Origin of the sequence: Mediterranea massiliensis, from assembly GCF_900128475.1 — a bacterium.
Taxonomy (GTDB): Bacteria; Bacteroidota; Bacteroidia; order Bacteroidales; family Bacteroidaceae; genus Bacteroides; species Bacteroides massiliensis_E.
Genome location: NZ_LT635836.1, coordinates 345,870 through 371,995, shown reverse-complemented (window position 1 = coordinate 371,995; position 26,126 = coordinate 345,870). Strand labels below are relative to the sequence as shown.

At 56.4% G+C, this 26,126-nt stretch carries 19 protein-coding genes; 13 read left to right on the top strand and 6 right to left on the bottom strand.

The window, feature by feature from the left end:
- Positions 1-27: 27 nt before the first annotated feature.
- From BQ7483_RS06295 to trxB, 3 genes are all read left to right on the top strand, one after another.
- Positions 28-2,574, top strand: coding sequence for an FtsK/SpoIIIE family DNA translocase (locus BQ7483_RS06295; RefSeq protein WP_072545261.1), 2,547 nt, complete (start codon positions 28-30; stop codon positions 2,572-2,574).
- Between the two features lie 251 nt (positions 2,575-2,825).
- A complete protein-coding gene (locus BQ7483_RS06290; RefSeq protein ID WP_072545260.1) occupies positions 2,826-3,449 on the top strand; it encodes an outer membrane lipoprotein periplasmic chaperone LolA1 in 624 nt (207 codons plus the stop codon).
- 43 nt (positions 3,450-3,492) lie between these two features.
- A complete protein-coding gene (trxB, locus tag BQ7483_RS06285; RefSeq protein WP_072545259.1) occupies positions 3,493-4,428 on the top strand; it encodes a thioredoxin-disulfide reductase in 936 nt (311 codons plus the stop codon).
- A 278-nt stretch (positions 4,429-4,706) separates the two neighbouring features.
- Here the strand turns inward: trxB and BQ7483_RS06280 are convergent, their stop codons facing one another.
- Complete coding sequence (locus BQ7483_RS06280) at positions 4,707-5,408, bottom strand: Crp/Fnr family transcriptional regulator (protein WP_072545258.1); 702 nt, start codon at positions 5,406-5,408, stop codon at positions 4,707-4,709.
- A gap of 301 nt (positions 5,409-5,709) precedes the next feature.
- A complete protein-coding gene (locus BQ7483_RS06275) occupies positions 5,710-7,899 on the bottom strand; it encodes a glutamine synthetase III family protein (RefSeq protein ID WP_072545257.1) in 2,190 nt (729 codons plus the stop codon).
- A gap of 366 nt (positions 7,900-8,265) precedes the next feature.
- Between BQ7483_RS06275 and BQ7483_RS06270 the strand changes: the two genes are divergently transcribed.
- The 7 genes from BQ7483_RS06270 to BQ7483_RS06240 all read left to right on the top strand — a co-directional run bounded on the left by BQ7483_RS06270 (position 8,266) and on the right by BQ7483_RS06240 (position 15,778).
- Positions 8,266-10,416: a DUF5686 family protein gene (locus BQ7483_RS06270; protein WP_407657208.1), complete on the top strand. Its 2,151-nt coding sequence runs from the start codon at positions 8,266-8,268 to the stop codon at positions 10,414-10,416.
- Between the two features lie 93 nt (positions 10,417-10,509).
- Positions 10,510-11,211 (top strand): SIMPL domain-containing protein, encoded by a 702-nt coding sequence (locus tag BQ7483_RS06265; RefSeq protein ID WP_022020852.1) that lies wholly within the window; start codon positions 10,510-10,512, stop codon positions 11,209-11,211.
- A 230-nt stretch (positions 11,212-11,441) separates the two neighbouring features.
- On the top strand, positions 11,442-13,232 hold the full coding sequence (gene rpsA / locus BQ7483_RS06260; protein WP_072545256.1) for a 30S ribosomal protein S1: 1,791 nt from the start codon (positions 11,442-11,444) through the stop codon (positions 13,230-13,232).
- Positions 13,233-13,347: 115 nt separating this feature from the next.
- Positions 13,348-14,262: a ribonuclease Z gene (locus BQ7483_RS06255; RefSeq protein WP_072545255.1), complete on the top strand. Its 915-nt coding sequence runs from the start codon at positions 13,348-13,350 to the stop codon at positions 14,260-14,262.
- Positions 14,263-14,316: 54 nt separating this feature from the next.
- Complete coding sequence (locus BQ7483_RS06250; RefSeq protein WP_072545254.1) at positions 14,317-14,871, top strand: RNA polymerase sigma factor; 555 nt, start codon at positions 14,317-14,319, stop codon at positions 14,869-14,871.
- Positions 14,872-14,919: 48 nt separating this feature from the next.
- Positions 14,920-15,288, top strand: coding sequence for a hypothetical protein (locus BQ7483_RS06245; RefSeq protein ID WP_072545253.1), 369 nt, complete (start codon positions 14,920-14,922; stop codon positions 15,286-15,288).
- 22 nt (positions 15,289-15,310) lie between these two features.
- Positions 15,311-15,778, top strand: a complete 468-nt coding sequence (locus tag BQ7483_RS06240; RefSeq protein WP_072545252.1) for a hypothetical protein — start codon at positions 15,311-15,313, stop codon at positions 15,776-15,778.
- Between the two features lie 96 nt (positions 15,779-15,874).
- Here the strand turns inward: BQ7483_RS06240 and mazG are convergent, their stop codons facing one another.
- On the bottom strand, positions 15,875-16,669 hold the full coding sequence (gene mazG, locus BQ7483_RS06235) for a nucleoside triphosphate pyrophosphohydrolase (protein ID WP_072545251.1): 795 nt from the start codon (positions 16,667-16,669) through the stop codon (positions 15,875-15,877).
- A gap of 42 nt (positions 16,670-16,711) precedes the next feature.
- The gene (locus BQ7483_RS06230; RefSeq protein ID WP_072545250.1) at positions 16,712-17,734 is read right to left on the bottom strand and encodes a DUF3810 domain-containing protein; all 1,023 of its coding nucleotides are present in this window, start codon (positions 17,732-17,734) and stop codon (positions 16,712-16,714) included.
- A gap of 370 nt (positions 17,735-18,104) precedes the next feature.
- Between BQ7483_RS06230 and BQ7483_RS06225 the strand changes: the two genes are divergently transcribed.
- From BQ7483_RS06225 to BQ7483_RS06215, 3 genes are all read left to right on the top strand, one after another.
- Positions 18,105-20,789 carry a valine--tRNA ligase gene (locus BQ7483_RS06225; protein WP_072545249.1) on the top strand — a complete coding sequence of 895 codons (2,685 nt, stop codon included), beginning with the start codon at positions 18,105-18,107 and terminating at the stop codon, positions 20,787-20,789.
- A gap of 166 nt (positions 20,790-20,955) precedes the next feature.
- Complete coding sequence (locus BQ7483_RS06220; RefSeq protein ID WP_072545248.1) at positions 20,956-22,593, top strand: sialidase family protein; 1,638 nt, start codon at positions 20,956-20,958, stop codon at positions 22,591-22,593.
- An 8-nt stretch (positions 22,594-22,601) separates the two neighbouring features.
- Complete coding sequence (locus tag BQ7483_RS06215) at positions 22,602-24,383, top strand: DUF4091 domain-containing protein (RefSeq protein WP_022020842.1); 1,782 nt, start codon at positions 22,602-22,604, stop codon at positions 24,381-24,383.
- 74 nt (positions 24,384-24,457) lie between these two features.
- Here the strand turns inward: BQ7483_RS06215 and BQ7483_RS06210 are convergent, their stop codons facing one another.
- Entirely contained in the window at positions 24,458-24,901 is a 444-nt protein-coding gene (locus BQ7483_RS06210; RefSeq protein ID WP_022020841.1) for a hypothetical protein, read from the bottom strand.
- 64 nt (positions 24,902-24,965) lie between these two features.
- On the bottom strand, positions 24,966-26,069 hold the full coding sequence (locus BQ7483_RS06205) for a DUF6340 family protein (protein ID WP_022020840.1): 1,104 nt from the start codon (positions 26,067-26,069) through the stop codon (positions 24,966-24,968).
- Positions 26,070-26,126 lie beyond the last annotated feature (57 nt).

Genomic DNA, 26,126 nt, shown 5'->3' with positions numbered 1-26,126 from the left:
ACAAACAGATCCTTACTAATAAAGACAATGAAAAGAGAAAGAGACAAATCGGACAAAGATAAAAAAGACACGACGGCATCGCCCTCCTTCTTCCGCAAGGTGGCGGCCGCCTGGCACAACGAGACACTGCGTTTCATCGTGGGCCTGATGCTCGTCATCTTCTCCGTCTACCTGCTGCTGGCCTTCTCGTCGTTCTTCTTCACAGGGGCGGCGGACCAGAGCGTCATCGACTCGGGGCGTTCCGAAGACCTCATGGCGGTGGACAACGGCGTGAAGAACTATGCGGGCTCGCGCGGCGCACAGCTGGCCAGCTACCTCATCAACGACTGCTTCGGCGTGGCCTCGTTCTTCATCCTGGTGTTTATGGCCGCGGCCGGGTTGAAGCTCATGAAGGTGCGGCACCTGCGGCTGAGGCGCTGGTTCATCTGCTGCACGCTGCTGCTGGTGTGGTTCTCGGTGTTCTTCGGTTTCGCCTTTGCCAGCCTCTATGCCGACTCGTTCATCTACCTGGGCGGCATGCACGGCTACAACGTGAGCCGCTGGCTGGTGTCGCAGATCGGCGCGCCGGGTGTGTGGATGCTGCTGCTGGTGACGGCCATCTGCTTCTTCATCTACCTCAGTGCGCAAACCATCGTGTGGCTGCGCGGCGTCTTTGCGCTGGACTTCCTCAAGAAGAAGCGCGGGGCGGAGGGAGCTGCGGACGCTGAGGGCGAGGTGCCCGAGGAGTTTACCACCTCGTGGACGGCCGACGGACGCCGCCGACCCGAACCGACGCCTGCGCCCCAACCTGTGATGGCGGAGGAAGAGCCGGAAGCCCCCAGGCACGAGGAGCCCGAAGAGGAACCTGAACCCGAAACGGAAGAACCCGAGGCGGAAGCCCCGCACGAGATATCGCTCGACCTGGACGACCTGCCCCGCACGGCACCCGCATCGCGCCCCGACGGCGGCGACGTGGCCATGACGGTGGAGACGCCCGAACCCGAAATGGCCGCCCCCGATCCGGCCGCCGAACCGGCCTTCGAGGTGGAGGCGCGCGAGGACGAGGAATACCAGGGACCCGAGCTGGAACCCTACAACCCGCGCCTCGACCTGGAGAACTACCACTTCCCCACGCTGGACCTGATGAAGCACTACGACAACGCCGAGCCTACCATCGACATGGACGAGCAGAATGCCAACAAGGACAAGATCGTGAGTACGCTGCGCAGCTTCGGCATCGAAATCAGCTCCATCAAGGCGACGGTGGGACCCACGGTGACGCTCTACGAAATTACTCCCGAACAGGGTGTGCGCATCTCGAAGATACGCGGACTGGAGGACGACATCGCCCTGAGCCTCTCGGCGCTGGGCATCCGCATCATAGCGCCCATACCGGGCAAGGGTACCATCGGTATCGAGGTGCCCAACTCGAACCCCAAAATCGTGTCGGGGCAGAGTATCATCGGCAGCAAGAAGTTCCAGGAATCGACCTACGAGCTACCCATCGCCCTGGGCAAGACCATCACGAACGAGGTGTTCATGGTGGACCTGGCCAAGATGCCCCACGTGCTGGTGGCGGGTGCCACCGGTCAGGGGAAGTCCGTCGGCCTGAACGCCATCATCACCTCGCTGCTCTACAAGAAGCACCCCGCCGAGCTGAAGTTTGTGCTCGTCGACCCCAAGAAGGTGGAATTCAGCATCTATTCCGTCATCGAGCACCACTTCCTGGCCAAGCTGCCCGACGAGGCCGAACCCATCATCACCGACGTCACCAAGGTGGTGCAGACGCTGAACTCCATCTGTGTGGAGATGGACACGCGCTACGATCTGCTGAAGGCGGCCCACGTGCGCAACATCAAGGAGTACAACGAGAAGTTCATCAACCGCCGCCTGAACCCCGAGAAGGGACACAAGTACATGCCCTACATCGTGGTGGTGATCGACGAGTTCGGCGACCTCATCATGACCGCGGGCAAGGACGTGGAGCTGCCTATAGCACGCATCGCCCAGCTGGCACGTGCGGTGGGCATCCACATGATCATCGCCACGCAGCGACCCACGACGAACATCATCACGGGTACCATCAAGGCCAACTTCCCCGCGCGTATCGCCTTCCGCGTGTCGGCGATGGTCGATTCGCGCACCATCCTCGACCGGCCGGGCGCCAACCAGCTGATAGGCCGCGGCGACATGCTCTTCCTGCAGGGAGCCGACCCTGTGCGTGTACAGTGTGCCTTCATCGACACGCCCGAGGTGGCCGAGATTACAAAATTCATTGCCCGCCAGCAGGGCTATCCGACGGCCTTCTACCTGCCCGAATACGTGGACGAGAACGCCAGTGGCAGCGACTTGGGCGATGTGGACCTGGGACGTAAGGACCCGCTCTTCGACGACGCCGCACGCCTCATCGTGACGCACCAGCAAGGCTCCACTTCGCTCATCCAGCGCAAGTTCTCCATCGGCTACAACCGTGCCGGCCGCCTGATGGACCAGCTGGAGAAGGCGGGCATCGTAGGGCCTGCGCAGGGCAGCAAGCCGCGCGACGTTTACTTCACGGACATCGTGTCGCTGGAGGATTTTTTGAGTAAAATGTAAAGTCAATGGAGAATTGAAATAAATATATGGATAAAGGAAGTATCAAAAAAACAGGAGCATCTGAAACTCTCCTCCTTCTGGAAGGAGGAGTCCCCGATAGGGGGAGGTGGTAGGTAAAAACATCACGCGTTGATTGATAAGCTCCCGCGAAAACCTACCACCCCGCCCGTTGGGAACCCCTCCTTCCCGAAAGAGGGGAGTTGGGATAGTTTCTCTTATTTTTGATATAATTCTCAATTTTCAATTAAAAAATGCTGAACAAAATACTTTGCCTGCTTGTTGCCCTTTGCATGGGGCAGGCAGCCGCCGCACAAGAGAATAACGAGGCCCGCCAGCTGCTGGACCGCGTGGCCGACACCTTCCGCCAGGCGGAAGGCGTGGAAATCGCTTTCGAGGTACGCGCACCCGAAGGAACGTCCGAGGGACGCATCCGCCTCAAGGGCGAGAAGTTCCGCCTCGACACCGAAGGCATCACGACCTGGTTCGACGGACGGACGCAATGGACCTACCTGGAGAACAGCGACGAGGTGAACGTCTCCGAACCCACGGCCGAAGAGTTGCAGAGCATCAACCCTTATGCCTGGCTGTCGCTCTACAAGGACGGCTACACGCTGAAGATGGGCGAGCAGGCCGACCCGCGCCTCCACAAGGTGATGATGACCGCCACCCGTCGGGGCAGCGAGCTGCAATGCCTGATACTCTATGTGGACAAACAGACGCTGCGCCCCTCGAAGCTGAGCCTTGTCCGCAGGGGCGACCGCGAGGCAGCCGTCGTGCTGGTGCGCTCCTATCAGACGGGGCAGAAATACGACGATACGCTCTTCACCTTCGACAAGCGCGCCTATCCGACGGCGGAGGTGATAGACTTGAGATAAACAAGCGAAAACAGAATTGAACATAAAGAAAACAGTAAACAGTATGGAAACAGAAAAAGTGAAATGCCTCATCATCGGGTCGGGCCCTGCCGGCTATACAGCCGCCATCTATGCAGGACGCGCCAACCTGGCTCCTGTGGTATATGCCGGCCTGCAACTGGGCGGACAGCTGACTACGACCACCGAAGTGGAAAACTTCCCCGGCTATCCTGCCGGCATCGGAGGACCTGAGCTGATGGAAGACTTGCGCAAGCAGGCCGAACGCTTCGGAGCCGACATCCGCTATGGCGTGGCAACGGCGGCCGACCTCAGCGCGAAGCCCTACAAGATAACGATCGACGAAGAGAAGGTGATCGAAGCCGAAACCATCATCATCGCCACAGGCGCCACAGCCAAATACCTGGGCCTGGAGGACGAGAAGAAATATGCCGGCATGGGTGTGAGTGCCTGTGCCACGTGCGACGGCTTCTTCTACCGCAAGAAGGTGGTGGCCGTTGTGGGCGGTGGCGACACGGCTTGCGAAGAGGCTTCCTACCTGGCCAGCCTTGCCAGCAAGGTATATCTCATCGTGCGCAAGCCCTATCTGCGTGCGTCGCAGGTGATGCAGGAGCGCGTGATGAACAACGAGAAGATCGAGGTGCTGTTCGAGCACAATGCCGTGGGCCTCTATGGCGAGAACGGCGTGGAAGGCGTGCATCTGGTGAAGCGCATGGGCGAGCCCGACGAAGAGCGCTACGACGTGGCCATCGACGGCTTCTTCCTGGCCATCGGCCACAAGCCCAACTCGGACATCTTCAAGCCTTACGTGGATACCGACGAAGTGGGCTACATCCTGACCGAGCCGGGTACGCCTCGTACGAAGGTGCCGGGTGTGTTTGCCGCAGGCGACGTGGCCGACCCGCACTACCGCCAGGCCATCACAGCAGCTGCCAGCGGTTGCATGGCGGCCATTGAGGCGGAGCGGTACTTGCAGAAGTAGCGGTGAGCGGGGTATCAAAAGCAGAAGTATTTGAAGCTCTCCTCCTTCGGGAAGGAGGAGTCCCCGAAGGGGGAGGTGGTAGGTGAAGGCATAAAGCAGGGATTGATAGCGCAGTGTAACAACCTACCACCCCGCCCGTTGGGCACCCCTCCTTCCCGAAGGAGGGGAGTTGAATTACTCTCACTTATTATTTGATACGGCCTTCATGAAAAGAATGGTTAATGGTAAATGCTGAATCTGCTCACAATTTACCATTAACCGTTAACCGTTAACCACTCTTATCCTATCTTGCTGATCTTCTTCAGCTTTTCTTCGTCAATGATTTTGATTTTTCGTCCGTCGATGGTGATGAGTCGTTCGGCGGCAAACTGGGAGAGCGTTCGGATGGCGTTTGAAGTCGTCATGTTCGAAAGGTTGGCCAGGTCCTCGCGCGAGAGGTAGATGCTGAGGGTGGAACCGTCTTCCTCCAGTCCGTAGCTTTCCTTGAGGAACAGGAGCGATTCGGCCAGGCGGCCGCGGATGTGCTTCTGGGTGAGGTTCACCGTTCGTTCGTCGGCCACGCCCAGGTCCTTGGACAGCTGCTTGATGAAGAACATGGCCAGGCCGTTGTTTTGCGTCACGAGGGTGGTGATGACATTCATGGGGATGAGGCAGATGACCGAAGGCTCGAAGGCGGCAGCGGCCGTGATGTAGTCTTCGCCCGAGAAGTAGGCGCGGTAGCCGAAGTATTCGACGGGCTTGATCATGCGGATAATCTGGCTGCGTCCGCCCACACCGTCCTTGTAGATTTTCACCTTGCCGCTCAGCAGACACATCAGGTGTGTGGGGGTTTCGCCTTCGCAATGGATCACTTCATTTTTTTTGTAATTCTGAAGGGTGAAGTGGCTGGCGAGGAACTCCCGTTGCTCGTCGTTCAGCGGAGACCACATGTCGGCGATGAGCTCCGGAACTTTGATATCTGACAAGTTTACTTTTACCATGAGTGCTGCATAACTGTGTTATATAGCACAAATGTAATAAGAAAAAATTAAATAGATACGCATTTGTCGGAAAAATGTGCAATTTGGAGGGGAAAATAGGGGATGTCTCAAAATAGAGGTATCTGAGACTCTCCTCCTTCTGGAAGGAGGAGTACCCGATAGGGGGAGGTGGTAGGTGAATACGTAACGCGTTGATTGATAAACTCTCGCGAAAACCTACCACCCCGCCCTTTGGGCACCCCTCCTTCCGGAAGGAGGGGAGTTGAATAGCCTCATCTCATTTTGACATATCCACTAAAACTTATTTCGTGAACAGCAGCTCACGATACTTGGGCAAGGGCCAGATTTCGTCGTCCACTTCCATCTCGAGGTGGTCGATGTGGTCGCGGATGCTTTCGAGGTAGGGGCGCACCGTCTCCTCGTAGGCGAAGGCCTTGTCCTTGTAGCTGTCCATGTGGTTGGCCACTTTGCGGGCTTCGGTCATCTGGCGCACCTGCATCTTGATGGCCGTCACGCGGCGCGAGATTTCGCGGATGAGTTCCTTGCGGTCGGCGCTGAGCTCTTCGTACTCTTCGGGCGTGAACGTCTCGCGCAGGCCGCGGAGGTTCTCCAGCAGGCGGTTCTGGTAGCTGACGGCCGTGGGCACGATGTGGTTGATGGCCAGGTCGCCCAGGACGCGGCTCTCGATCTGCACCTTCATGGTGAACTTCTCCAGCTCTACCTCGAGGCGGCTGTTCAGCTCCGTCTCGTTGAAGATGTGCTCGCCGATGAGGACTGAGCGCGACTGGTCGTCCACGTAGTGCATCAGCGCTTCGGGCACGTGGCAGATGTTGGTCAGGCCGCGGCGGGCAGCTTCCTGCTTCCACTCTTCCGAGTAGCCGTCGCCCTCGAAGCGGATGGGGGCGGAGGCGATAATCATCTCGCGCAGGATGCGGAAGATGGCTTCCTCCTTGCCGGTGCCGTCTTCCATGGCCTTGTCGACCGATGCCTTGAATTCGTTCAGCTGGTTGGCCATGGCGGCGTTGATGGCGATCATGGCCGCGGCGCAGTTGGACGACGAACCTGCCGCGCGGAACTCAAAGCGGTTGCCTGTGAAGGCGAAGGGCGACGTGCGGTTGCGGTCGGTCGTGTCGAGCAGGATTTCGGGGATGCGGCCGATGCCCAGCTTCAGGGTGGTCTTCTCTTCGGCGGTCATCTTGCTGCTGCTCATCTGCAGGGTGATTTCGTCGAGGATGGACGAGAGCTGGCGGCCCAGGAAGATGGACAGGATGGCGGGCGGCGCTTCGTTGGCACCCAGGCGGTAGCTGTTGCTGGCGCTGGCGATGGAGGCGCGCAGCAGGTCCTGGTTCTTGTACACCATCATCAGGACGTTGACCAGGAAGGTGAGGAACAGCATGTTGCTCTTGGGGTTCTTGCCGGGGCCGAAGAGGTTGATGCCCGTGTCGGTGCAGAGCGACCAGTTGTTGTGCTTGCCGCTGCCGTTGACGCCGTTGTAGGGCTTCTCGTGGAGCAGGACGGCGAAGTGATGCTTGCGGGCGATGCGCTTCATCAGGTCCATGACCAGCTGGTTGTGGTCGTTGGCCAGGTTGACGTTCTCGAAGATGGGAGCCAGCTCAAACTGGTTGGGGGCCACCTCGTTGTGGCGTGTCTTGACGGGGATGCCCAGCTTGTAGCACTCTATCTCCAGCTCCTTCATGAAGGCGGTGACGCGCGGCGGGATGGAGCCGAAGTAGTGGTCTTCGAGCTGCTGGTCCTTGGCCGAGGAGTGCCCCATCAGCGTGCGGCCCGTCAGGCAGAGGTCGGGGCGGGCGTTGTAGAGGGCCAGGTCGACGAGGAAGTATTCCTGCTCCCAGCCGAGGTTGGCATAGACGCGGCTGACGTTCTTGTCGAACAGCTGGCAGACGTCGGTGGCGGCCTTGTCGACGGCGTTGAGCGCCTTCAGCAGCGGCGTCTTGTAGTCGAGCGCCTCGCCCGTGTAGGCGATGAAGATGGTGGGGATACAGAGGGTGGTGTCTACCACGAAGGCGGGTGAGGAGACATCCCACGCCGTGTAGCCGCGGGCTTCGAAAGTGTTGCGGATGCCGCCGTTGGGGAAGCTGGAGGCGTCGGGCTCCTGCTGGATGAGCAGCTTGCCCGAGAAGCGCTCGATGACGCAGCCGTCTTCGCTGAAGTCGATGAAGCCGTCGTGCTTCTCGGCGGTGCCGTCGGTCAGCGGCTGGAACCAGTGGGTGTAGTGGGTGGCGCCCATCGACTTGGCCCAGCTCTTCATGCCGTTGGCGATGAGGTCGGCCATTTCGCGGCTGATGGGGGTACCCTTTTCGATGGCGTCGGTCACGGCCTTGTAGGCTTCCTTGGGCAGATACTCCTGCATCTTCTTACGGTCGAATACGTGGCTGCCGTAGTAGTCGGACAGCTTCTCGGAGGGAGGCGTGACTTCCAGGGGCTTGCGGTTGGCAAGCTCCTGCAAAGCAAAAAAACGCATTTTAGACATATCAGATTTTCTTTAGTAGTTGTTTTAATTTGCCTGCAAAAGTACGTGTTTTTTTCCATATACGGCAGGAGATGGCGAAAGGTTGGCGAAAAAAAGTGGGGAGCTTGTTTCATTTGCTCGCCCCTTTCACTAGATTTGTTGCACGAAAATAGGATGCGGCTCAGCAATAAAAATAAGCGGGCTTATTTTGTATTGCTTTCACCTTTCACTATATTTGTCCCCGAACTATCAAGAAAAATTGTAAAGTTGGCACGAACGTTGGGAACCATAGTGGGCATTCTGCTGCTGCTTTTCTGCGGAGGGAAGGCACGGGCGGAGTATGCTCCCTACCGTCATGGCGACCGTCTCGTGTCGGCCGACTCCATCATGGAGAAGGTGGTCTTCTTCGCCCCTCTCTACGAACGCATTGTTGACAGCTACAATGCGGAGCTCTACATCAAGGGGCACATCCACATCCGCAAGCAGAACCGGCTGATGCGCTACATCCCCACCTTGTTCCGCATGCGCAAGGGGGAGAAGGAGTATCTGATGGAGACCTACAACGAGCTGAGCTTCACCGCTCCCGACATCTACGACCAGAAGGTGACGGCCACGATGGGCACCGCCAGCGAGATGTGGGACCTCAACGGCCAGCTGCCCCAATACTTCCGCATTAATGTCTACTCGGCCTCGCTGCTCAACGACAAGCTCCTCTCGCCGCTGGCGCCCAACGCGAAGAAGTACTACAACTACCGCATCGACACCATCCAGGGGAAGCCCCACGACCTGCAGTACGTCATCCGCTTCATCCCCAAGAGCAAGAGCTTCCAGCTGGTGGGCGGCTACATGGTGGTGAGCGACAACGTGTGGAGCATCCGCGAGATACGCTTCTCGGGGCGGTCGGAAATCTTCCGCTTCAGCAACCACGTCCGCATGGGGCAGGTGGGGGAGGCGGACGAGTTCCTGCCGCTGTACTCCGACTTCGACGTGACCTTCAAGATGGTGGGCAACGTGATAGACGGCAGCTATACGGCGGCGCTGAAGTACAAGGACATCAAGCAGCAGAACCCCTCGGCCTACCGGAGGCGGGCGATGGAAAAGGATTCGTACGACCTCTCGGCCTCGTACACGCTGCGCTGTGACACCAGTGCCAGCGTGAAGGACACGGCCGCCTTCAATGCCCTGCGCCCCCTGCCGCTGACGAAGCACGAGGATTCGCTCTACTACTCATATTACCAGTACCTCGACACGGCCGGCCAGACGAGGAAGAAGCCGCGCAACAAGCGGCTGGAGTTCTGGGGAACGGTGGGCGACGCGCTGGTGAGCCGCTACACGCTCGACCTGGCCAACGTGGGCAGTGTGCGCTGTTCGCCCCTCATCAATCCGCTGCTGCTCAGCTACAGCCACTCGAACGGCATCTCCTACCGACAGGACTTCCGCTACAACCGCCTGTTTCCAGGCGACCGCTTCCTGCACATCGCCCCCCGCATCGGTTACAACTTCACGCGCAAGGAGTTCTACTGGTCGATGAGCGGCGACCTGGACTACTGGCCGCGCAAGCGGGCGGCCCTCCACTTCGAGATGGGCAACGGTAACCGCATCTACAGCAGTGACGTGCTGGACGAGCTGAAGGCCATGCCCGACAGCCTCTTCGACTTCGACCGCATCCATCTGGATTACTTCAAGGACCTGTATTTCCGCGTCCGTCATACGTGGGAGATCGTGAACGGGCTGACGCTGGACATCGGTTTGTCCATCCACCGCCGCACGGAGGTGCAGAAGTCTGAATTCCGCCTGAACCTGCCCGAAAACAACGACCTGGTGTCGAAACGTCCGCAGACGAAGGCGTCCATTGGAGAAAACCCTTATCCGCCCGTGCTCGATTCGGAGTTTCTGAAGCGCTTCCGCCATACGTACAGCAGCTTTGCACCGCGCGTGTCCGTACAATGGACGCCGGGGCAGTATTACTACATGAACGGCGACCGCAAGATCAACCTCTACTCCAAGTACCCCACGCTGAGCGTGGATTGGGAGCGGGGCATCAGCGGCATCCTGCCGGGGTCGGGCACCTACGAACGGGTGGAGGTGGACCTGCAGCACCATGTCTCCCTGGGCCTGATGCGCGACCTGTATTATCGCGTGGGGTGGGGAAAGTTCACCAACCAGGAGGAGCTCTACTTTGTGGACTTTGCCAACTTCACCCGCCACAACCTGCCCGTGGGGTGGAACGATGAAATCGGCGGTGTCTTCCAGCTGCTGGACGGACGCTGGTACAACTCCTCGCGCAAGTACCTGCGGGCCCATGCCACCTACGAGGCACCCTTCCTGCTGCTGCGCCACCTGATGAAGTACACGCAGTACGTGCTGAACGAACGCCTCTACCTGAACGCCCTCGTCGTGCCTCACCTGACACCCTATCTGGAGGTGGGCTACGGCATCGGCACGCACATCTTCGACTTCGGCGTCTTTGCCAGCTTCGCCAACTGGGAGTACCAGGAGATAGGCTGCAAGTTCACCTTCGAGCTGTTCAACCGTTAAAAGCCTGCGGCTTAACATCTTTTATGCCAAAGCCCTTGCCGATGACGGCTTTATTCCATTCATTTGCAAAACAACTTTTAAAAACGAACGTACATGAAAAATTGGAGATTGGAAGCTGCCATCATGGCAGTGGGACTGCTGCTGCTCGGCTGGATGCTGAGGGGCGGCATCAATGACTTCAGAGACAGAGAGCGTGTGGTGACCGTCAAGGGACTGGCCGAGATGGAAGTGCCGGCCGACAAGGTGGTGTGGCCCCTGGTGCACAAGGATATCGGCAACGACCCCGCCGTCATCTACGCCAACATCGAGAAGAAGAACGCGGCCATCGTCGCCTTCCTGAAGAACAACGGCATCAGCGATGCGGAGATCAGCATCGCCCCGCCCGAAATCATCGACATGGAGGCCGAGCGCTATGCCAACCAGAACGTGAACTACCGCTACAACGCCACGTCGGTCATCACCGTGACGTCGAAGAACGTGGACAACGTGCGCAAGCTGATGACCGAACAGGCCGAACTGCTGAAGCAGGGCATCGCCATCGCCGGCGGTGACTATCGCTACAACGTGTCCTACGAGTTTACGGGGCTGAACGACATCAAGCCTCAGATGATCGAGGAAGCCACGAAGAACGCCCGCGCGGCCGCTGAGAAGTTTGCCAAAGACTCGGACAGCAAGCTGGGGAAAATCAGAAACGCTTCGCAGGGGCAGTTCACCATCAGCGACCGCGACAGCAACACACCTTATATAAAGAGCGTGCGTGTAGTGACGACCGTCACCTATTATCTGAAAAACTGAAAGCACTGCTTTCTTTCCCCTAAAAGTGCCATTTCTGTCTGCCAAAGCACTGCTTTCGGCCGGCAGAGTGGCACTTGTCGTATGAAAAGTGCTCCCTGACCGGATTTCTGACGATAAATTTCGCACCGAACGTTTTGTCGTTCAAGAAAATACTCCTATCTTTGCGCCCGATTTATTGAGTCAACATAAAGTCTCACTTAATTAATTTATTAACAACAACTTATTTATTAATGGAAAAATTTGATAAGGTAGCTCCGGTTGAAGACTTCAACTGGGATGCGTATGAGAATGGCGAAGCAACAACCAATGTGAGCCACGAAGACTTGGAGAAGGCGTATGACAACACGCTGAGCAAGGTAAACGACCGCGAGGTTGTAGACGGTACCGTAATCGCAATGAACAAGCGTGAAGTAGTTGTGAACATCGGTTACAAATCAGACGGTATCATTCCGATGAGTGAATTCCGTTACAATCCCGACCTGAAGGTAGGTGATACGGTAGAAGTATACATCGAAAACCAGGAGGACAAGAAAGGACAGCTGGTTCTTTCGCACCGCAAAGCCCGTGCAACCCGTTCTTGGGACCGCATCAACGCTGCTTTGGAAAATCAGGAAATCATCAAGGGTTACATCAAGTGCCGCACAAAGGGTGGTATGATTGTAGACGTATTCGGCATCGAAGCCTTCCTGCCGGGTTCTCAGATCGACGTGAAGCCTATCCGCGACTATGATGTATTCGTTGGCAAGACCATGGAATTCAAGGTTGTCAAGATCAACCAGGAATTCAAGAACGTCGTTGTTTCCCACAAGGCTCTCATCGAGGCTGAGCTGGAACAGCAGAAGAAGGAAATCATCAGCAAACTCGAGAAGGGTCAAGTACTCGAGGGTGTTGTCAAGAATATCACATCCTACGGTGTGTTCATCGACTTGGGTGGCGTAGACGGTCTGATCCACATCACCGACCTGTCTTGGGGCCGCGTAAGCGATCCGCACGAAGTAGTAGAGCTCGACCAGAAGCTGAACGTCGTTATCCTCGACTTCGACGACGAGAAGAAGCGTATCGCTCTGGGTCTGAAGCAGCTCACTCCGCATCCTTGGGATGCCCTCGACCCGAACCTCAAGGTGGGCGACCACGTGAAGGGCAAAGTGGTCGTTATGGCCGACTACGGTGCATTCATCGAAATCGCTCCGGGTGTAGAAGGTCTGATCCACGTATCTGAAATGTCTTGGAGCCAGCACCTGCGTTCGGCTCAGGACTTCATGAAGGTGGGCGACGAAGTAGAGGCTGTAGTCCTGACACTGGACCGCGAAGAGCGCAAGATGTCTCTGGGTATCAAGCAGCTGAAGCCGGATCCATGGGAAACGATCGAAGAGAAGTATCCTGTAGGCAGCAAGCACGTTGCCAAGGTTCGCAACTTCACTAACTTCGGCGTATTCGTAGAAGTAGAAGAAGGTGTTGACGGCTTGATCCACATCTCCGACCTGTCTTGGACGAAGAAGATCAAACACCCCTCTGAATTCACTCAGATCGGTGCCGACATCGACGTTGTCGTTCTCGAAATCGACAAGGAAAACCGTCGTCTGAGCCTCGGCCACAAGCAGCTCGAAGAGAATCCTTGGGATGTATTCGAAACGATATTCACGGTAGGTTCCGTACACGAAGGTACCATCATCGAAATGCTGGACAAGGGCGCTGTTGTAGCTCTGCCTTATGGTGTGGAAGGTTTCGCCACTCCGAAGCACCTCGTTAAGGAAGACGGTTCTCAGGCTCAGCTTGACGAGAAGTTGCCGTTCAAGGTCATCGAGTTCAACAAGGACGCCAAGCGCATCATCCTGTCTCACAGCCGCATCTTCGAAGATGCTGCCAAGGCAGAAGAGAGAGCCGAGAAGAAGGCTGCCAAGAAGTCTAACAGCAAGAAGGAAGAAATCCCTGTAATCCAGAACCAGGCCGCTTCCACTACGCTGGGCGACATCGACGCACTGGCTGCTTTGAAAGAGCAACTGGAAGGCAAGAAGAAATAAGGTACTTCTGATATAATCTAATGAGAGGAGAGTGTGTCCCCCGCGGGATGCACTCTCTTTTTTTTGTGGGTGACAGGCGGCATGAATCGCGATTTATGCCTAAATTTGCGGCGTTATGGAGAAGTTTGAGTTACATATATTGGGCTGTGGTTCGGCCCTGCCCACCACCCGCCATTTTCCGACGTCGCAGATACTCAACGTCCGCGACAAGCTGTTCATGATCGACTGCGGCGAAGGGGCGCAGTTGCAGTTCCGCAAGTCGCGCCTGAAGTTCTCGCGTCTGAACCACATCTTCATCTCCCACCTGCACGGCGACCATTGCTTCGGCCTGCTGGGACTGATTTCCACGCTGAACCTGCTGGGACGCACAGCCGAGCTCCATATCCATTCGCCCCAGGGGTTGGAGGAGCTGATGAAGCCGATGCTCGACTTCTTCAACCGTCAGATGACCTATGCGGTCGTGTTTCATGCGTTCGATACCCGTGAGCCGTCGGTGGTTTATGAAGACCGCTCGCTGACGGTCACCACCATCCCCTTGCGTCATCGGATGCCTACCTGCGGCTTCCTCTTTGCCGAGAAGCCCAGTCCCCGCCACATCGTCCGCGAGATGGTCGACTTCTATGAGGTGCCTGTCTACGAACTGAACCGCATCAAGAACGGGGCCGACTATGTGACGCCCGACGGCGAAGTGATTGCCAACGAACGCCTGACGCGTCCGTCCGACCCTCCGCGCAGTTATGCCTACTGTTCGGACACCCTTCCGCTGGCATCAGTCGTGGAGCAGGTGAGGGGAGCGGACCTGTTGTTTCACGAAGCCACCTTTGTCGAGGAAGACGCTCCCCGTGCCAAGGAAACCTTCCATACCACGGCCGCGCAGGCGGCCGCCATTGCCCGCGAGGCAGGCGTGAAGCGTCTGCTGGTGGGCCACTTCTCGGCACGCTACGACAACGAAGACCTGTTGCTGGAGCAGGCCCGCGCCGTCTTTCCTGAAACCATGCTGGCGAAAGAAACGCTTTGCGTACCGATTTAATTAAACTTTTTGTATCTTTGGCCGTCTAAAATCTACAAATGCGGATAAAAGTATATGAATACTCCCTATAATGAGCGCGAAGTGCTGGCCTTGTTGCAGGACGAGAAGACACAACGGCGCGGATTTGAAATGATTGTGGCCCAATACAGCGAACAGCTGTACTGGCAGATTCGCCGTATGGTATATTCGCATGAGGACGCCAACGACCTGCTTCAGAACACGTTCATCAAGGCGTGGACCAACATCGACTATTTCCGCGGCGACGCCAAGCTCTCCACCTGGCTCTACCGCATCGCTCTGAACGAATGTCTGACTTTCCTGAACAAACAACGGGCACAGGCTACCGTCTCGCTGGACGACCCCGAGGCCGATGTGCTGCAGAAGCTCGAGAGCGACCCCTACTTCTCGGGCGACAAGATACAGACGACGTTGCAGAAAGCCTTGCTGACCCTGCCCGAAAAGCAGCGGATGGTGTTCAACCTGAAGTATTACCAGGAAATGAAGTACGAGGAGATGTCCGAGATCTTCGGCACGTCGGTCGGAGCACTGAAGGCTTCTTATCATCATGCGGTGAAAAAAATCGAAAAGTTTTTTGAAGATGAATTTTAAACCTTTGCCTCAAACCATAGTCTAATCTGAATGAAAGGAGAAAAGCTTATGAAAGAAGAAGATAATTTGCTGAAGAAAGTTGGTACGGAGAACCCGTTCCGTGTGCCGGAAGGGTATTTCGAAGGATTCACTTCAGACTTGATGAGCCGTCTTCCCGAGAAAGAAAAGAACGATGTCCGCCGTGAGCCTACCACGTGGGAGAAGGTCAGGCCCTGGCTTTACATGGCTGCCATGTTTGTAGGGGCCGCTCTGATCATACGGGTAGCTTCGCCGGGCGACAGCGCGTCGGAAGGCAGGCAGCAGATGGCTGCCGAGGATACGGATGTCGAACTGGAGTACATCAGTACGGCGATAGACAATACGATGATGGACGATTATTCGCTGTACGTCTATCTGAGCGATGAAAATGCAGAATAATCAATACTTGTAAAGAATAACAATGAAAAAGTTGAGTGTTTTAATGGTTGCCCTGTTCGGCTTGATGCTGTCGGTGTGGGCCAATGACGGCATCTGCCAGCGGCTGACGAAGGAAGAGTTTCGCGCCAAGCAGCAGGCTTTCCTGACTGAGAAGGCCGGGCTGACCCAGGCTGAGGCTGCCAAATTCTTTCCCCTGTATTTCGAACTGCAGGACCGCAAGCAGAAGTTGAATGACAATGCCTGGAAACTGTTGCGTCAGGGCAAGAACGAGAATACGACAGAGAGCCAGTACGGCGAAATCCTGGACGGCGTATACGATGCGAGGGTCGCTTCCAGCGAACTGGAGCAGACGTATCTGAAGAAGTTCCAGAAGATACTTTCCAATAAGAAGATCTATCTGATACAGCGTGCCGAGATGCGCTTCCACCGCGAGCTGTTGAAAGGCATGAATGGTAAGAAGAACGGAAAAGGGCCTGCTCCCAAGAAGTGAGAAGGACGTTTCCGACTATAGCAGACTGATTTCAGTTTTCAAGAGGTAGGCAGCCTCCCGATGTTGAAAGGGCTTCAGCGTCGGGAGGCTGCATTTTTATTGCTCCTTTTCCAGTTTCTTGGCTTCCTCCCAGATGGCATCCATCTCGGCCAGCGTCATGTCGTGCAGGTTGCGGCCTTCCTTGAGGGTGTGTGCCTCGAGGTAGTTGAAGCGGCGGATGAATTTCTGGTTGGTGTGCTCCAGTGCATTGTCGGGGTTGATTTTGTAGAGGCGGGCGGCGTTGATGAGGCTGAACAGCACGTCGCCAAACTCTTCTTCGGCTTTCTGCTTGTCCATGTTGGCCACTTCGGCCTGAAACTCCTGGATTTCTTCCTTCACCTTGTCCCACACCTGTTCGCGCTCTTCCCAGTCGAAGCCTACGTTGCGGGCCTTGTCCTGTATGCGGTAGGCCTTGATGAGCGAGGGCAGGGCAGCGGGTACACCTGCCAATACACTTTTGTTTCCACCTTTTTCCTTCAGTTTCAGTTGCTCCCAGTTCTCCACAACCTGGGCAGCCGTTTCGGCCTTTTCGTTACCGAAGACGTGCGGATGGCGGAAGATGAGCTTCTCGCACAGGCGGTCGCATACGTCCTTGATGTCGAAGTCATCCGTCTCGCTGCCTATCTTGGCATAGAAGGCCACGTGCAGCAGGACGTCGCCCAGCTCCTTGCAGATGTCCTGCTTGTCGTCGCGCATCAGGGCGTCGCACAGTTCGTAGGTTTCTTCGATGGTGTTGGGGCGCAGGCTTTCGTTGGTCTGCTTGCGGTCCCAGGGACATTTCTCGCGCAGTTCGTCGAGGATGTCGAGGAAGCGTCCGAAGGCTTCCATCTGTTCTTTACGGGTATGTTGCATGGTTCTTCAGTTTAAATTCTTTTTCGCAAAGGTACGAAGATTTTATGGATTTTCTGCGTTTCGTGCCGTTTCGTACGAGATGAGCAGCCCCACCACCTCGGAGTAGTTCTGACGGCCGCTTTCTATCTGGTTGCCCTTCAGGTAGAGGTCGTAGATCCAGTCTTGCACGGCGCCGACCAGCGGGCTGTACTTGGCCGACCAATAGGCTTGATGGTCCTTGGCCAGTTGGATGATTTCGGGGCGGATGTTCTCTACAAGTGCCTGGTAGGCAGCCTCGTCCATCAGACGGCGGGCGTTGCCCAACACGTGGAAGAAGATGGAGTAGTAGCCGCTGAAGCGCAGGGCGGGTACGCTGGAGCGGGTGCATACCTGATAGGCGTAGAAGTTGGCCTCCGCCTCGCTGGTGATGCCCAGGCGGTGGGCCAGCTCGTGGGCATAGGTGGCGGGATAGTCGGCAGGCAGCAGGTCGCCGTTCAGGGTGAACTCGCAGAAGAAGGGACCCATGCTGCCCGTGACGCCCACCATCGAGATGAAGGGGGTGAAGAGCATCGTCTTGGCCTGCGGGCGGTCGGTCGTGGGCGGAAGTACGCCCAGCGCGAGGCTGATGGCCCGATAGCCGCGTACTACCTCTGTGCGCACCACGTCGGTGTCGATGCTGTCTACAGGCGTATATGAGGCGTTCAGCCGTTCGATGTAGGCGTCCGTGAAGCGGGCGAAGTTCTCGGGCGTGTAGGCCGTGCGGGCGATGCCTGTCCGCTGGTAGAAGTCGGGTTGCGAGTAGTTCAGTCCCCAGGCCAGGTAGAACCAGACGTAAATCCAGAGCAGGTACTCCACTTCGCGACCAGCGATGCGCCGCCAGGGCTTCTTGCGGCGGAGGCGGGCGTAAAAAGGCCAGACAACGAGCCAGGCAATGCTGAGGGCAATGAAGAGGTCGCCCACGGCGAAGGGGATGAGGTCGGACACGGCGGTCAGCACGCGGGCTATGGTGGGGTAAATGTATCGGGCGTAGCAGGCTCCGGCGGCGGGCAGGAGCTGAACGAGCCACACTATAAGTATCAGTGCCATCAGTACAAAGTGGCGCTTCTTCAGACGTTTCCACCAAGGGCGTGCAGTCCTGTCGCCGCCTTTCGACGTATTTCTTAGAGTATTGAATGTCAGCATACTATCAGTTTATTTTAGTTTGCAGAAAATAAACTGCCGGTTTAATAGCGATAAACTGTCAGTTTAATGCTTTTAAACTGTCAGTTTAGTCCGTTTAAACTGAGAGTTTAAAGCCTTTGAACCGACGGTATACTCCGTTTGAACCGGAGCAAAACCGCCGTCTTTGCGCAAAGATAGACAAATCTTTCCGTTGCTTTTGCCGATGGAAAGCAATAAATTACTAATTTTGTGCCCATAATCGCAAACAATTTTAATTTTATAGATTTAAAGAGAAATGGAATTAGCAAGTAAGTACAATCCCGCCGACGTAGAGGGAAAGTGGTACCAGTATTGGCTGGACCACAAACTGTTCAGTTCGAAACCCGATGGCCGTCAACCGTACACCGTCGTCATCCCGCCTCCCAACGTCACCGGTGTGCTCCACATGGGACACATGCTTAATAATACCATTCAAGATATCCTGGTGCGCCGCGCCCGCATGGAAGGCAAGAACGCCTGCTGGGTGCCGGGTACCGACCATGCTTCCATTGCTACCGAAGCCAAGGTGGTGAACAAACTGGCCGCGCAGGGCATCAAGAAGACCGACCTGACGCGCGAGGAGTTCCTGAAGCATGCCTGGGAATGGACCGAAGAACACGGCGGCATCATCCTGAAGCAGCTCCGCAAGCTGGGCGCTTCGTGCGACTGGGACCGTACCGCTTTCACCATGGACGAGATGCGCAGCAAGAGCGTCATCAAGGTCTTTGTCGACCTCTACAACAAGGGGCTCATCTACCGCGGCGTGCGCATGGTGAACTGGGACCCCAAGGCGCTGACCGCCCTGAGCGACGAGGAAGTGATCTATAAGGAAGAGCACAGCAAGCTCTACTACCTGAAATACTACGTGGCCGACGACGACATGTCGGGCGAGACCGGTGCCGAGGGTGAAGTGGTTCACCGCGATGCCCAGGGCCGCCGCTATGCCGTAGTGGCCACGACCCGTCCCGAAACCATCATGGGCGATACGGCCATGTGTATCAACCCTGCCGACCCCAAGAACCAGTGGCTGAAGGGCAAGAAAGTCATCGTGCCCCTCGTAGGCCGTGTCATCCCCGTCATTCAGGATGACTACGTGGATGTAGAGTTCGGTACGGGCTGTTTGAAGGTGACGCCTGCCCACGACGTGAACGACTACATGCTGGGCGAGAAATACAACCTGCCGAGCATCGACATCTTCAACGATAACGGCACCCTGAGCGAAGCAGCCGGCCTCTATGTAGGCATGGACCGCTTCGACGTGCGCGAACAGATTGAGAAAGACCTCGCCGCCGCCGGCCTGCTGGAGAAGGTGGAGGCCTATACCAACAAGGTGGGCTTCTCCGAGCGTACCAACGTGGCCATCGAGCCGAAGCTCTCCATGCAGTGGTTCCTCAAGATGCAGCACTTTGCCGACATGGCCCTGCCGCCTGTCATGAACGACGAACTGAAGTTCTATCCCGCCAAGTACAAGAACACGTACAAGAACTGGCTGGAGAACATCAAGGACTGGTGTATCAGCCGCCAGCTGTGGTGGGGACACCGCATTCCTGCCTACTTCCTGCCCGAAGGCGGATACGTGGTGGCCGAGACGCCCGAGAAGGCGCTCGAACTGGCCAAGGAGAAGACCGGCAAGGCCGACCTGAAGCTGGAAGACCTGCGTCAGGACGAAGATTGCCTCGACACGTGGTTCTCTTCCTGGTTGTGGCCCATCTCCCTGTTCGACGGCATCAACAACCCCGGCAACGAGGAAATCAAATACTACTATCCGACGAGCGACCTGGTGACAGGCCCGGACATCATCTTCTTCTGGGTGGCCCGCATGATCATGGCCGGATACGAATACATTGGCGACATGCCTTTCCGCAACGTATACTTCACAGGTATCGTGCGCGACAAGCTGGGACGCAAGATGTCCAAGTCGCTGGGCAACTCGCCCGACCCGCTGGACCTCATCGAACGCTATGGTGCCGACGGTGTGCGCATGGGTATGATGCTTTCGGCTCCTGCCGGCAACGACATCCTCTTCGACGATGCCCTGTGCGAGCAAGGCCGTAACTTCAACAACAAGATATGGAACGCCTTCCGTCTCGTCAAGGGTTGGGAAGTGAGCGCCGACGTCGAAGTGCCCGAAGCTGCCGCCCTGGCCATGAAGTGGTTCGAGTCGAAGCAGAACGCCGTAGCCGCCGAAGTGGCCGACCTCTTCAGCAAGTACCGCCTGAGCGAAGCCCTGATGGCTGTCTACAAGCTCTTCTGGGACGAGTTCTCCAGCTGGTATCTGGAGATGATCAAGCCTGCTTACGGCCAGCCCATCAGCAAGGCCGTGTATGACACGACCATCGGTTTCTTCGACAACCTGCTCCACCTGCTCCATCCGTTCATGCCCTTCATCACTGAAGAGCTGTGGCAGCATATCGTGGACCGCAAGGACGGCGATAGCCTGATGGTGAGCCCCATGGCCGCTCCGGGACCGGTGGACGAAGCCCTCGTGCAGCAGTTCGAGGTTGTGAAGGAAATCATCAGCAACGTCCGCTCCATCCGCTTGCAGAAGAACATTGCGCAGAAGGAAGCGCTGGAGTTGCAGGCCGTGGGCGAGAACCCTGTAGCCGCCTTCAACGCCGTCATCACGAAGATGTGTAACCTCTCGTCCATCACCGTGGTCGAGGCCAAGGCCGACGGCGCCGCCGCCTTCATGGTAGGCACGACGGAGTATGCCGTACCTCTGGGCAACATGATTGACGTGGAAGCTGAAATCGCCCGCATGGAAGCCGAGCTGAAGCACAAGGAAGGTTTCTTGCAAGGCGTACTGAAGAAGCTCAGCAACGAGAAGTTTGTGAACAACGCTCCTGCCGCCGTCATCGAGCTGGAGCGCAAGAAGCAGGCCGATGCCGAAAGCATCATCAAGTCGCTGAAGGAAAGCATCGCTGCGCTGAAGAAAGCGTGAAGTAGTGATGAGTGACGAGCTACGAGCTACGAGTTTTCCGGCTTGTCACTCATCACTCGTAGCTTGTAGCTCGTAGCTAATAAATATAGAAACGTCGGGTGCGGCTTTCTGTTACAGGAAAGCAGAGCCCGACGTTTGTTTTGTATCATCTTAAAACCATTGTATCATGAGAAAAATCACTTCACTTTTGTTGCTGGCGGTCTTGTGTTGCCCCGCATGGGGAGCCATTTCCACCGTCACCGACACGGTATTCATCCGCGAAACCAATATCCCCGTTCTGATAGACCGTCAGGACAACGAACTGTTCCACCTGCGCATCGACAACGGCGAAGGCAAGAAGCTGGACCGTGTCCTTCTGGACCTGGGCGAAGCGGTCGACCTGACTCAGGTAGAAGCCGTCAAACTGTACTATGGCGGTACGGAGTGCGTGGAGCGTAGCGGCAAGGGATATTATGCTCCTGTGGCCTATGTGTCGGCCTATACCGTAGGACAGACCCGTGCGGCCAATCCTTCCTATTCTGTATTGAAGAGCGAAGTCCGTTCGCCCGGCCGTGAAGTGGTGTTTGACGTGAACCAGACACTCTATCCGGGCATCAATTATTTCTGGATCAGCCTCCAGATGAAGCCGCAGGCATCGCTGCTTTCCAAGTTCTCGGCCTCGGTGGCTTCGGTTGAAATCGACGGACAGGCCGCTCCGCTGAAGCTGGCCAACGGTCCGCGTGTCCATCGGATGGGCTTCGGTGTCCGTCAGGCGGGCGACGACGGTGTGGCCGCCTACCGCATTCCTGGCCTCGTAACCAGCAACAAGGGTACGCTGCTGGCCGTCTATGACGTACGCCACAATAACAGTGTCGACCTGCAGGAATACATTGAAATCGGTCTGAGTCGCAGTACCGACGGCGGGCAGACGTGGGAGAAAATGCAGATACCCATGAGCTTCGGCGAGTATGGCGGGCTGCCCAAGGCACAGAACGGTGTGGGCGATCCGGCCATCCTGGTGGACAAGCAGAAGGGTACTATCTGGATTATGGCGGCCTGGACGCATGGCATGGGCAACGCACGTGCCTGGAACAATTCGGGTCAGGGCATGACGCTGGATCAGACGGCCCAGCTGATGCTGGTGAAGAGCGATGACGACGGCAAGACGTGGTCCGACCCCATCAATATTACGGAACAGGTGAAGTCGCCCGAATGGTATTTCCTCTTGCAGGGACCGGGTCGGGGCATCTCGATGGCCGACGGCACCCTGGTCTTCGCCGGCCAGTTCATCGGTGCCGACCGCATCCCCTGTGCCTGCATCATCTATAGCAAGGACCACGGCAAGACGTGGCACATCAGCCAGCCGGCCCGCACCAACACCACCGAGTCGCAGGTGGCAGAAGTGGAGCCGGGCGTACTGATGCTGAACATGCGCGACAATCGTGGAGGCAGTCGTGCCGTAGCGGTGACCCGCGACTTTGGGGCTACGTGGGAAGAGCATCCCTCTTCACGCAAGGCGCTGGTAGAGCCCGTTTGTATGGCCAGCCTGCTGCATGTGGCGGCCGAAGACAATGTGACAGGCAAGCCGCTCTTGCTGTTCTCCAACCCCGACAGCCCGAAGAACCGCCACCGCATGACCATCAAGGCCAGTCTGGACAATGGCCTGACGTGGCTGCCCGAGAACCGGCTGATGCTGGACGAAGGCGGCAGCTGGGGCTATTCGTGTCTGACGATGATCGACCGCGAAACGGTCGGCATTCTCTACGAGAGCAGCACGGCCCATATCTTGTTCCAGGCAGTGAAGTTGGAAGATATTCTGAAATAAAAGATACCATGACAAAGAAAGGATTATTATGGGTGTGGGCACTCTCTGCCAGTCTGTGGTGCAGTGCCCAGCAGCCCGCGGAGCAGTATCCGTTGGGCGCTTATGAAGAATTGACGGATACGAAGCCCCACGACGGAGAGGCCGTTTGGAACAAGATGCAGCGTCCGACGGCTTTGGCTTGGGGCAGTGTCGATGTGCGTTATCCCAAGTTGAGCATTCCTGAAGGGACCCGCAAGGGGAGTACCCGGATGACAGCCTGGAAAGGCGAGCGGGTGCATGCGCAGGCTGTGCTTTGGACCCGACAGGCCCTGAAGAACGTGCGTGTGGAAGTCAGCGAACTGAAGAACGGCCGTTCGGTCATTCCCGCTTCGGCCGTGAAGACGAATTTTGTGCGCTACGTCATGACCGACGAGCTGAACAAGGACGGGAAAGGCGGTTGCGGCAATCGGCCCGACAAGACCCAGTGGGATTCCTCGTTGGTGGCCGATGTGCTCGACATCGCGCAGGAACTCGATATCAGGGAACGTTGTTCGCAGCCGATATGGTTGAGCGTTTGGGTTCCGGCTGACGTCCAGGCCGGTACGTATCGATCACGTCTAATGGTCAGTGCCGAGGGTATGGAACCGATGTCTCTGCCTTTCGAAGTGAAGGTGGTGAACCGTACGCTTCCGGCTCCGCAGGACTGGAAGTTCAATCTGGACCTGTGGCAGAACCCTTATGCGGTGGCGCGCTATTACCAGGTGCCGCTTTGGAGCAAGGAGCATTTCGACGCCATGCGTCCCATCATGAAGATGTTGGCCGATGCGGGCCAGAAGGCCATTACGGCCAGCATCATGCACAAGCCTTGGAACGGGCAGACGGAAGACCCCTTCGACAGCATGGTGACCCGCATCAGGAAGCTGGACGGCTCGTGGGAGTTCGGTTATGCTGTGTTCGACAAGTGGGTGGAGTTCATGACCGAGGACATCGGCCTTCAGGGACTGATCAGTTGTTATACCATGATTCCCTGGGCCTTGCACTTCGATTATTACGATGAAGCCACCAACCGTGTCCTGTTTGTGGATGCCAAGCCGGGCGATGTGGCCTATGCAGAGTATTGGGGAACTTTCCTGAAGGACTTTGCCCGTCATCTGCGCGAGAAGGGCTGGTTCGAGCGCACGGCCATTTCGATGGACGAGCGTCCCATGGAGGCCATGCGCGAGGCTATCAAGGTGGTTCGTGCGGCTGATCCGGAGTTTAAAATTACGTTAGCGGGTAACTATCATCCCGAAATAGAATCGGATTTGTTTTATTATTGCATTCCTTTGGGACAGAAATTCCCGGCTGATGTGAAGAAGGCCCGTGAGGCTCGAGGACAGGTCAGCACCTATTATACGTGTTGTGTGGAAGCATTCCCGAATACATTCACTTTCTCCCGTCCGGCCGAGGCCGTGTGGACCATGCTCCATGCGGTAGCCGAGGGATATGACGGTTACCTGCGTTGGTCCTTCAACAGCTGGACGGCCGATCCCCTGCGCGATTCGCGTTTCCGCACGTGGGCGGCAGGCGACACCTACAGCGTCTATCCGGGTCCGCGGAGCAGCATACGTTTTGAGCGGATGATGGAAGGCGTGCAGGTGTGTGAGAAAGTACGCATCCTGCGGGAGGAGTTTATCCGGAAGGGTGAGAAAGGGAAGCTGGCCCGTCTGGAGAAGTTGCTTTCCAAGTTTACGCTGGAGGCTTTGCCAGAAGGGCGCATCCGTCCGGAAGCCGATGTGGCGGCTTTGCACGACTGGCTGGGCCGTCAGTAAAAAACAGCTCCCCTCCTTGTTTCGCCATGCGGCGGATGGGGAGGGGAGCTTTCTTTTTGAGTATGCAGAAAAGTTTATTCCAATAGTTTCTTGAGGAACTCGTCCAGTTCCTCGTCCAGTCCCTTCAGCAGTTCATCGCTGACCATCAGGGTGTCGTCGTCCATCAGAAGCAGTTCGGCCAACGTTTCTTTGTCTTCGTCTACCAGTACAAAAGAGAAAGGCTTCAGGTTTGTCATCTGGTCAAAGTCGCCGGCGCTTTTCATTTCATTCAGCAGAGTCGACAGCGTACGTTCGGTATCGCTGTTGAAGTCTTCCCCTTCGTAGTTGATCCATTCTTCAATGGTGGTCCGGGCCAGCTCTTCGTCTTCATCGTTGAAGATAACCAGTTCGCCGGAAGTGGGGGTGGCTTGCAGGTGGATATCGGTCACAATAGTCTGTTCGCAGGCACAATTGTATCTGCTCACTGCTTTCTTGATGGTATTCCCGAGTTGGGACAGGGACGATTGACTCAGTTTCATATGGCAAATGTTCTGTTACACCTTTCAAAGGTAGGAAAAAAATGGCAACGTTGGCATATTTTCTTTAAAAATCGTCATTATTTCTATTCATTTGGACCTTCAGCCGTGTCAGTCCTTCCCGACGGGTCTTCAGTTCGTTTACATAAGCGCTGGTCATGAGATAGTTGGGAATGTCGCTGGCATAGAGGCCTTGGCTGCTCTTTTCACCGATGCCGTCCACTTGTTCGGCTATTTTCTGCGCTTTCAGTGCCCAGTCGTAGGCTTGGCTGATACTGTCCTGCATTTCATACCCCAAGGCAATGTTGTAGGCGGCATACATTTTGGACTTACCTTTCTTATGTTCATATTCAACTTTCCATAATTCAATGGCTGCGGGCCAGTTCTTTTCCTTGACGAAAACGGCTGCGTCGCGCATGTTGACGGTACCTCCTGTGAAGAGGTAGCGGGTGGCGGTAGTCCAATAGGGAATCAGATACTTGACCGGAACGCTGCCGGCAAACTCCGATGCCTGCTCTATCATGTCTTTTTCTGGAATTAGTTTGGTGAATATTTGTGTCTCACTGCTACCGGTGGCTTCCCAGAAGATGCTGTCTGTGGGAGTGACGGTAACCATCGGGGTGGAGCGAGTCGGGAGATATACTTTGACAGTCGGGTAAACCTTGGCATCGACGGTTCCATAGTACACCTGCCAGTCGGGCAGGTAGCTGACTCTCCTCAGGCTGCTCAGTTGGATGTTTTCCAGCGACAGGAGGAAGTCGACTCCCAGTTCGTCGGTCAGTTGGCGTACCTCGGTTTGCGACAGTGTGCTTTCGCGTGGGGTAATGTCCTGGCTTCGGAGCGCAGAATCGCAGATGACAACCAGGTCAAAGTAGTTGGCGTCTGCCACAGCTTTTGCCAATGACTCGGTAGTGAGTCGGGCATCTCCGTTGTAATAGTCTGTCCGTCGGGCAATCTCCGTTTCGGCTTTCCCCTTTCGTGTGTCGCTTGTGATGAGTTTGTTGTCCGGCGTTGCAGGCATATTGTTTACAATGCCTACCCGTTTCAGGTCGGCGGGAAAGCTGACTTCGGCCGGCAGCATATAGTCTATTGAAAGTTGCTCGATGCTTTGGCAGGCGGTCAGGCAAAGGATGCCTGTCATGGCCAGACAATAAAGGAGTCTTTTCTTCATAGTTCTCAAAATCTTTAATCCTGAACAAAAGTACTCTTTTCGTTGAAAATATAAAAG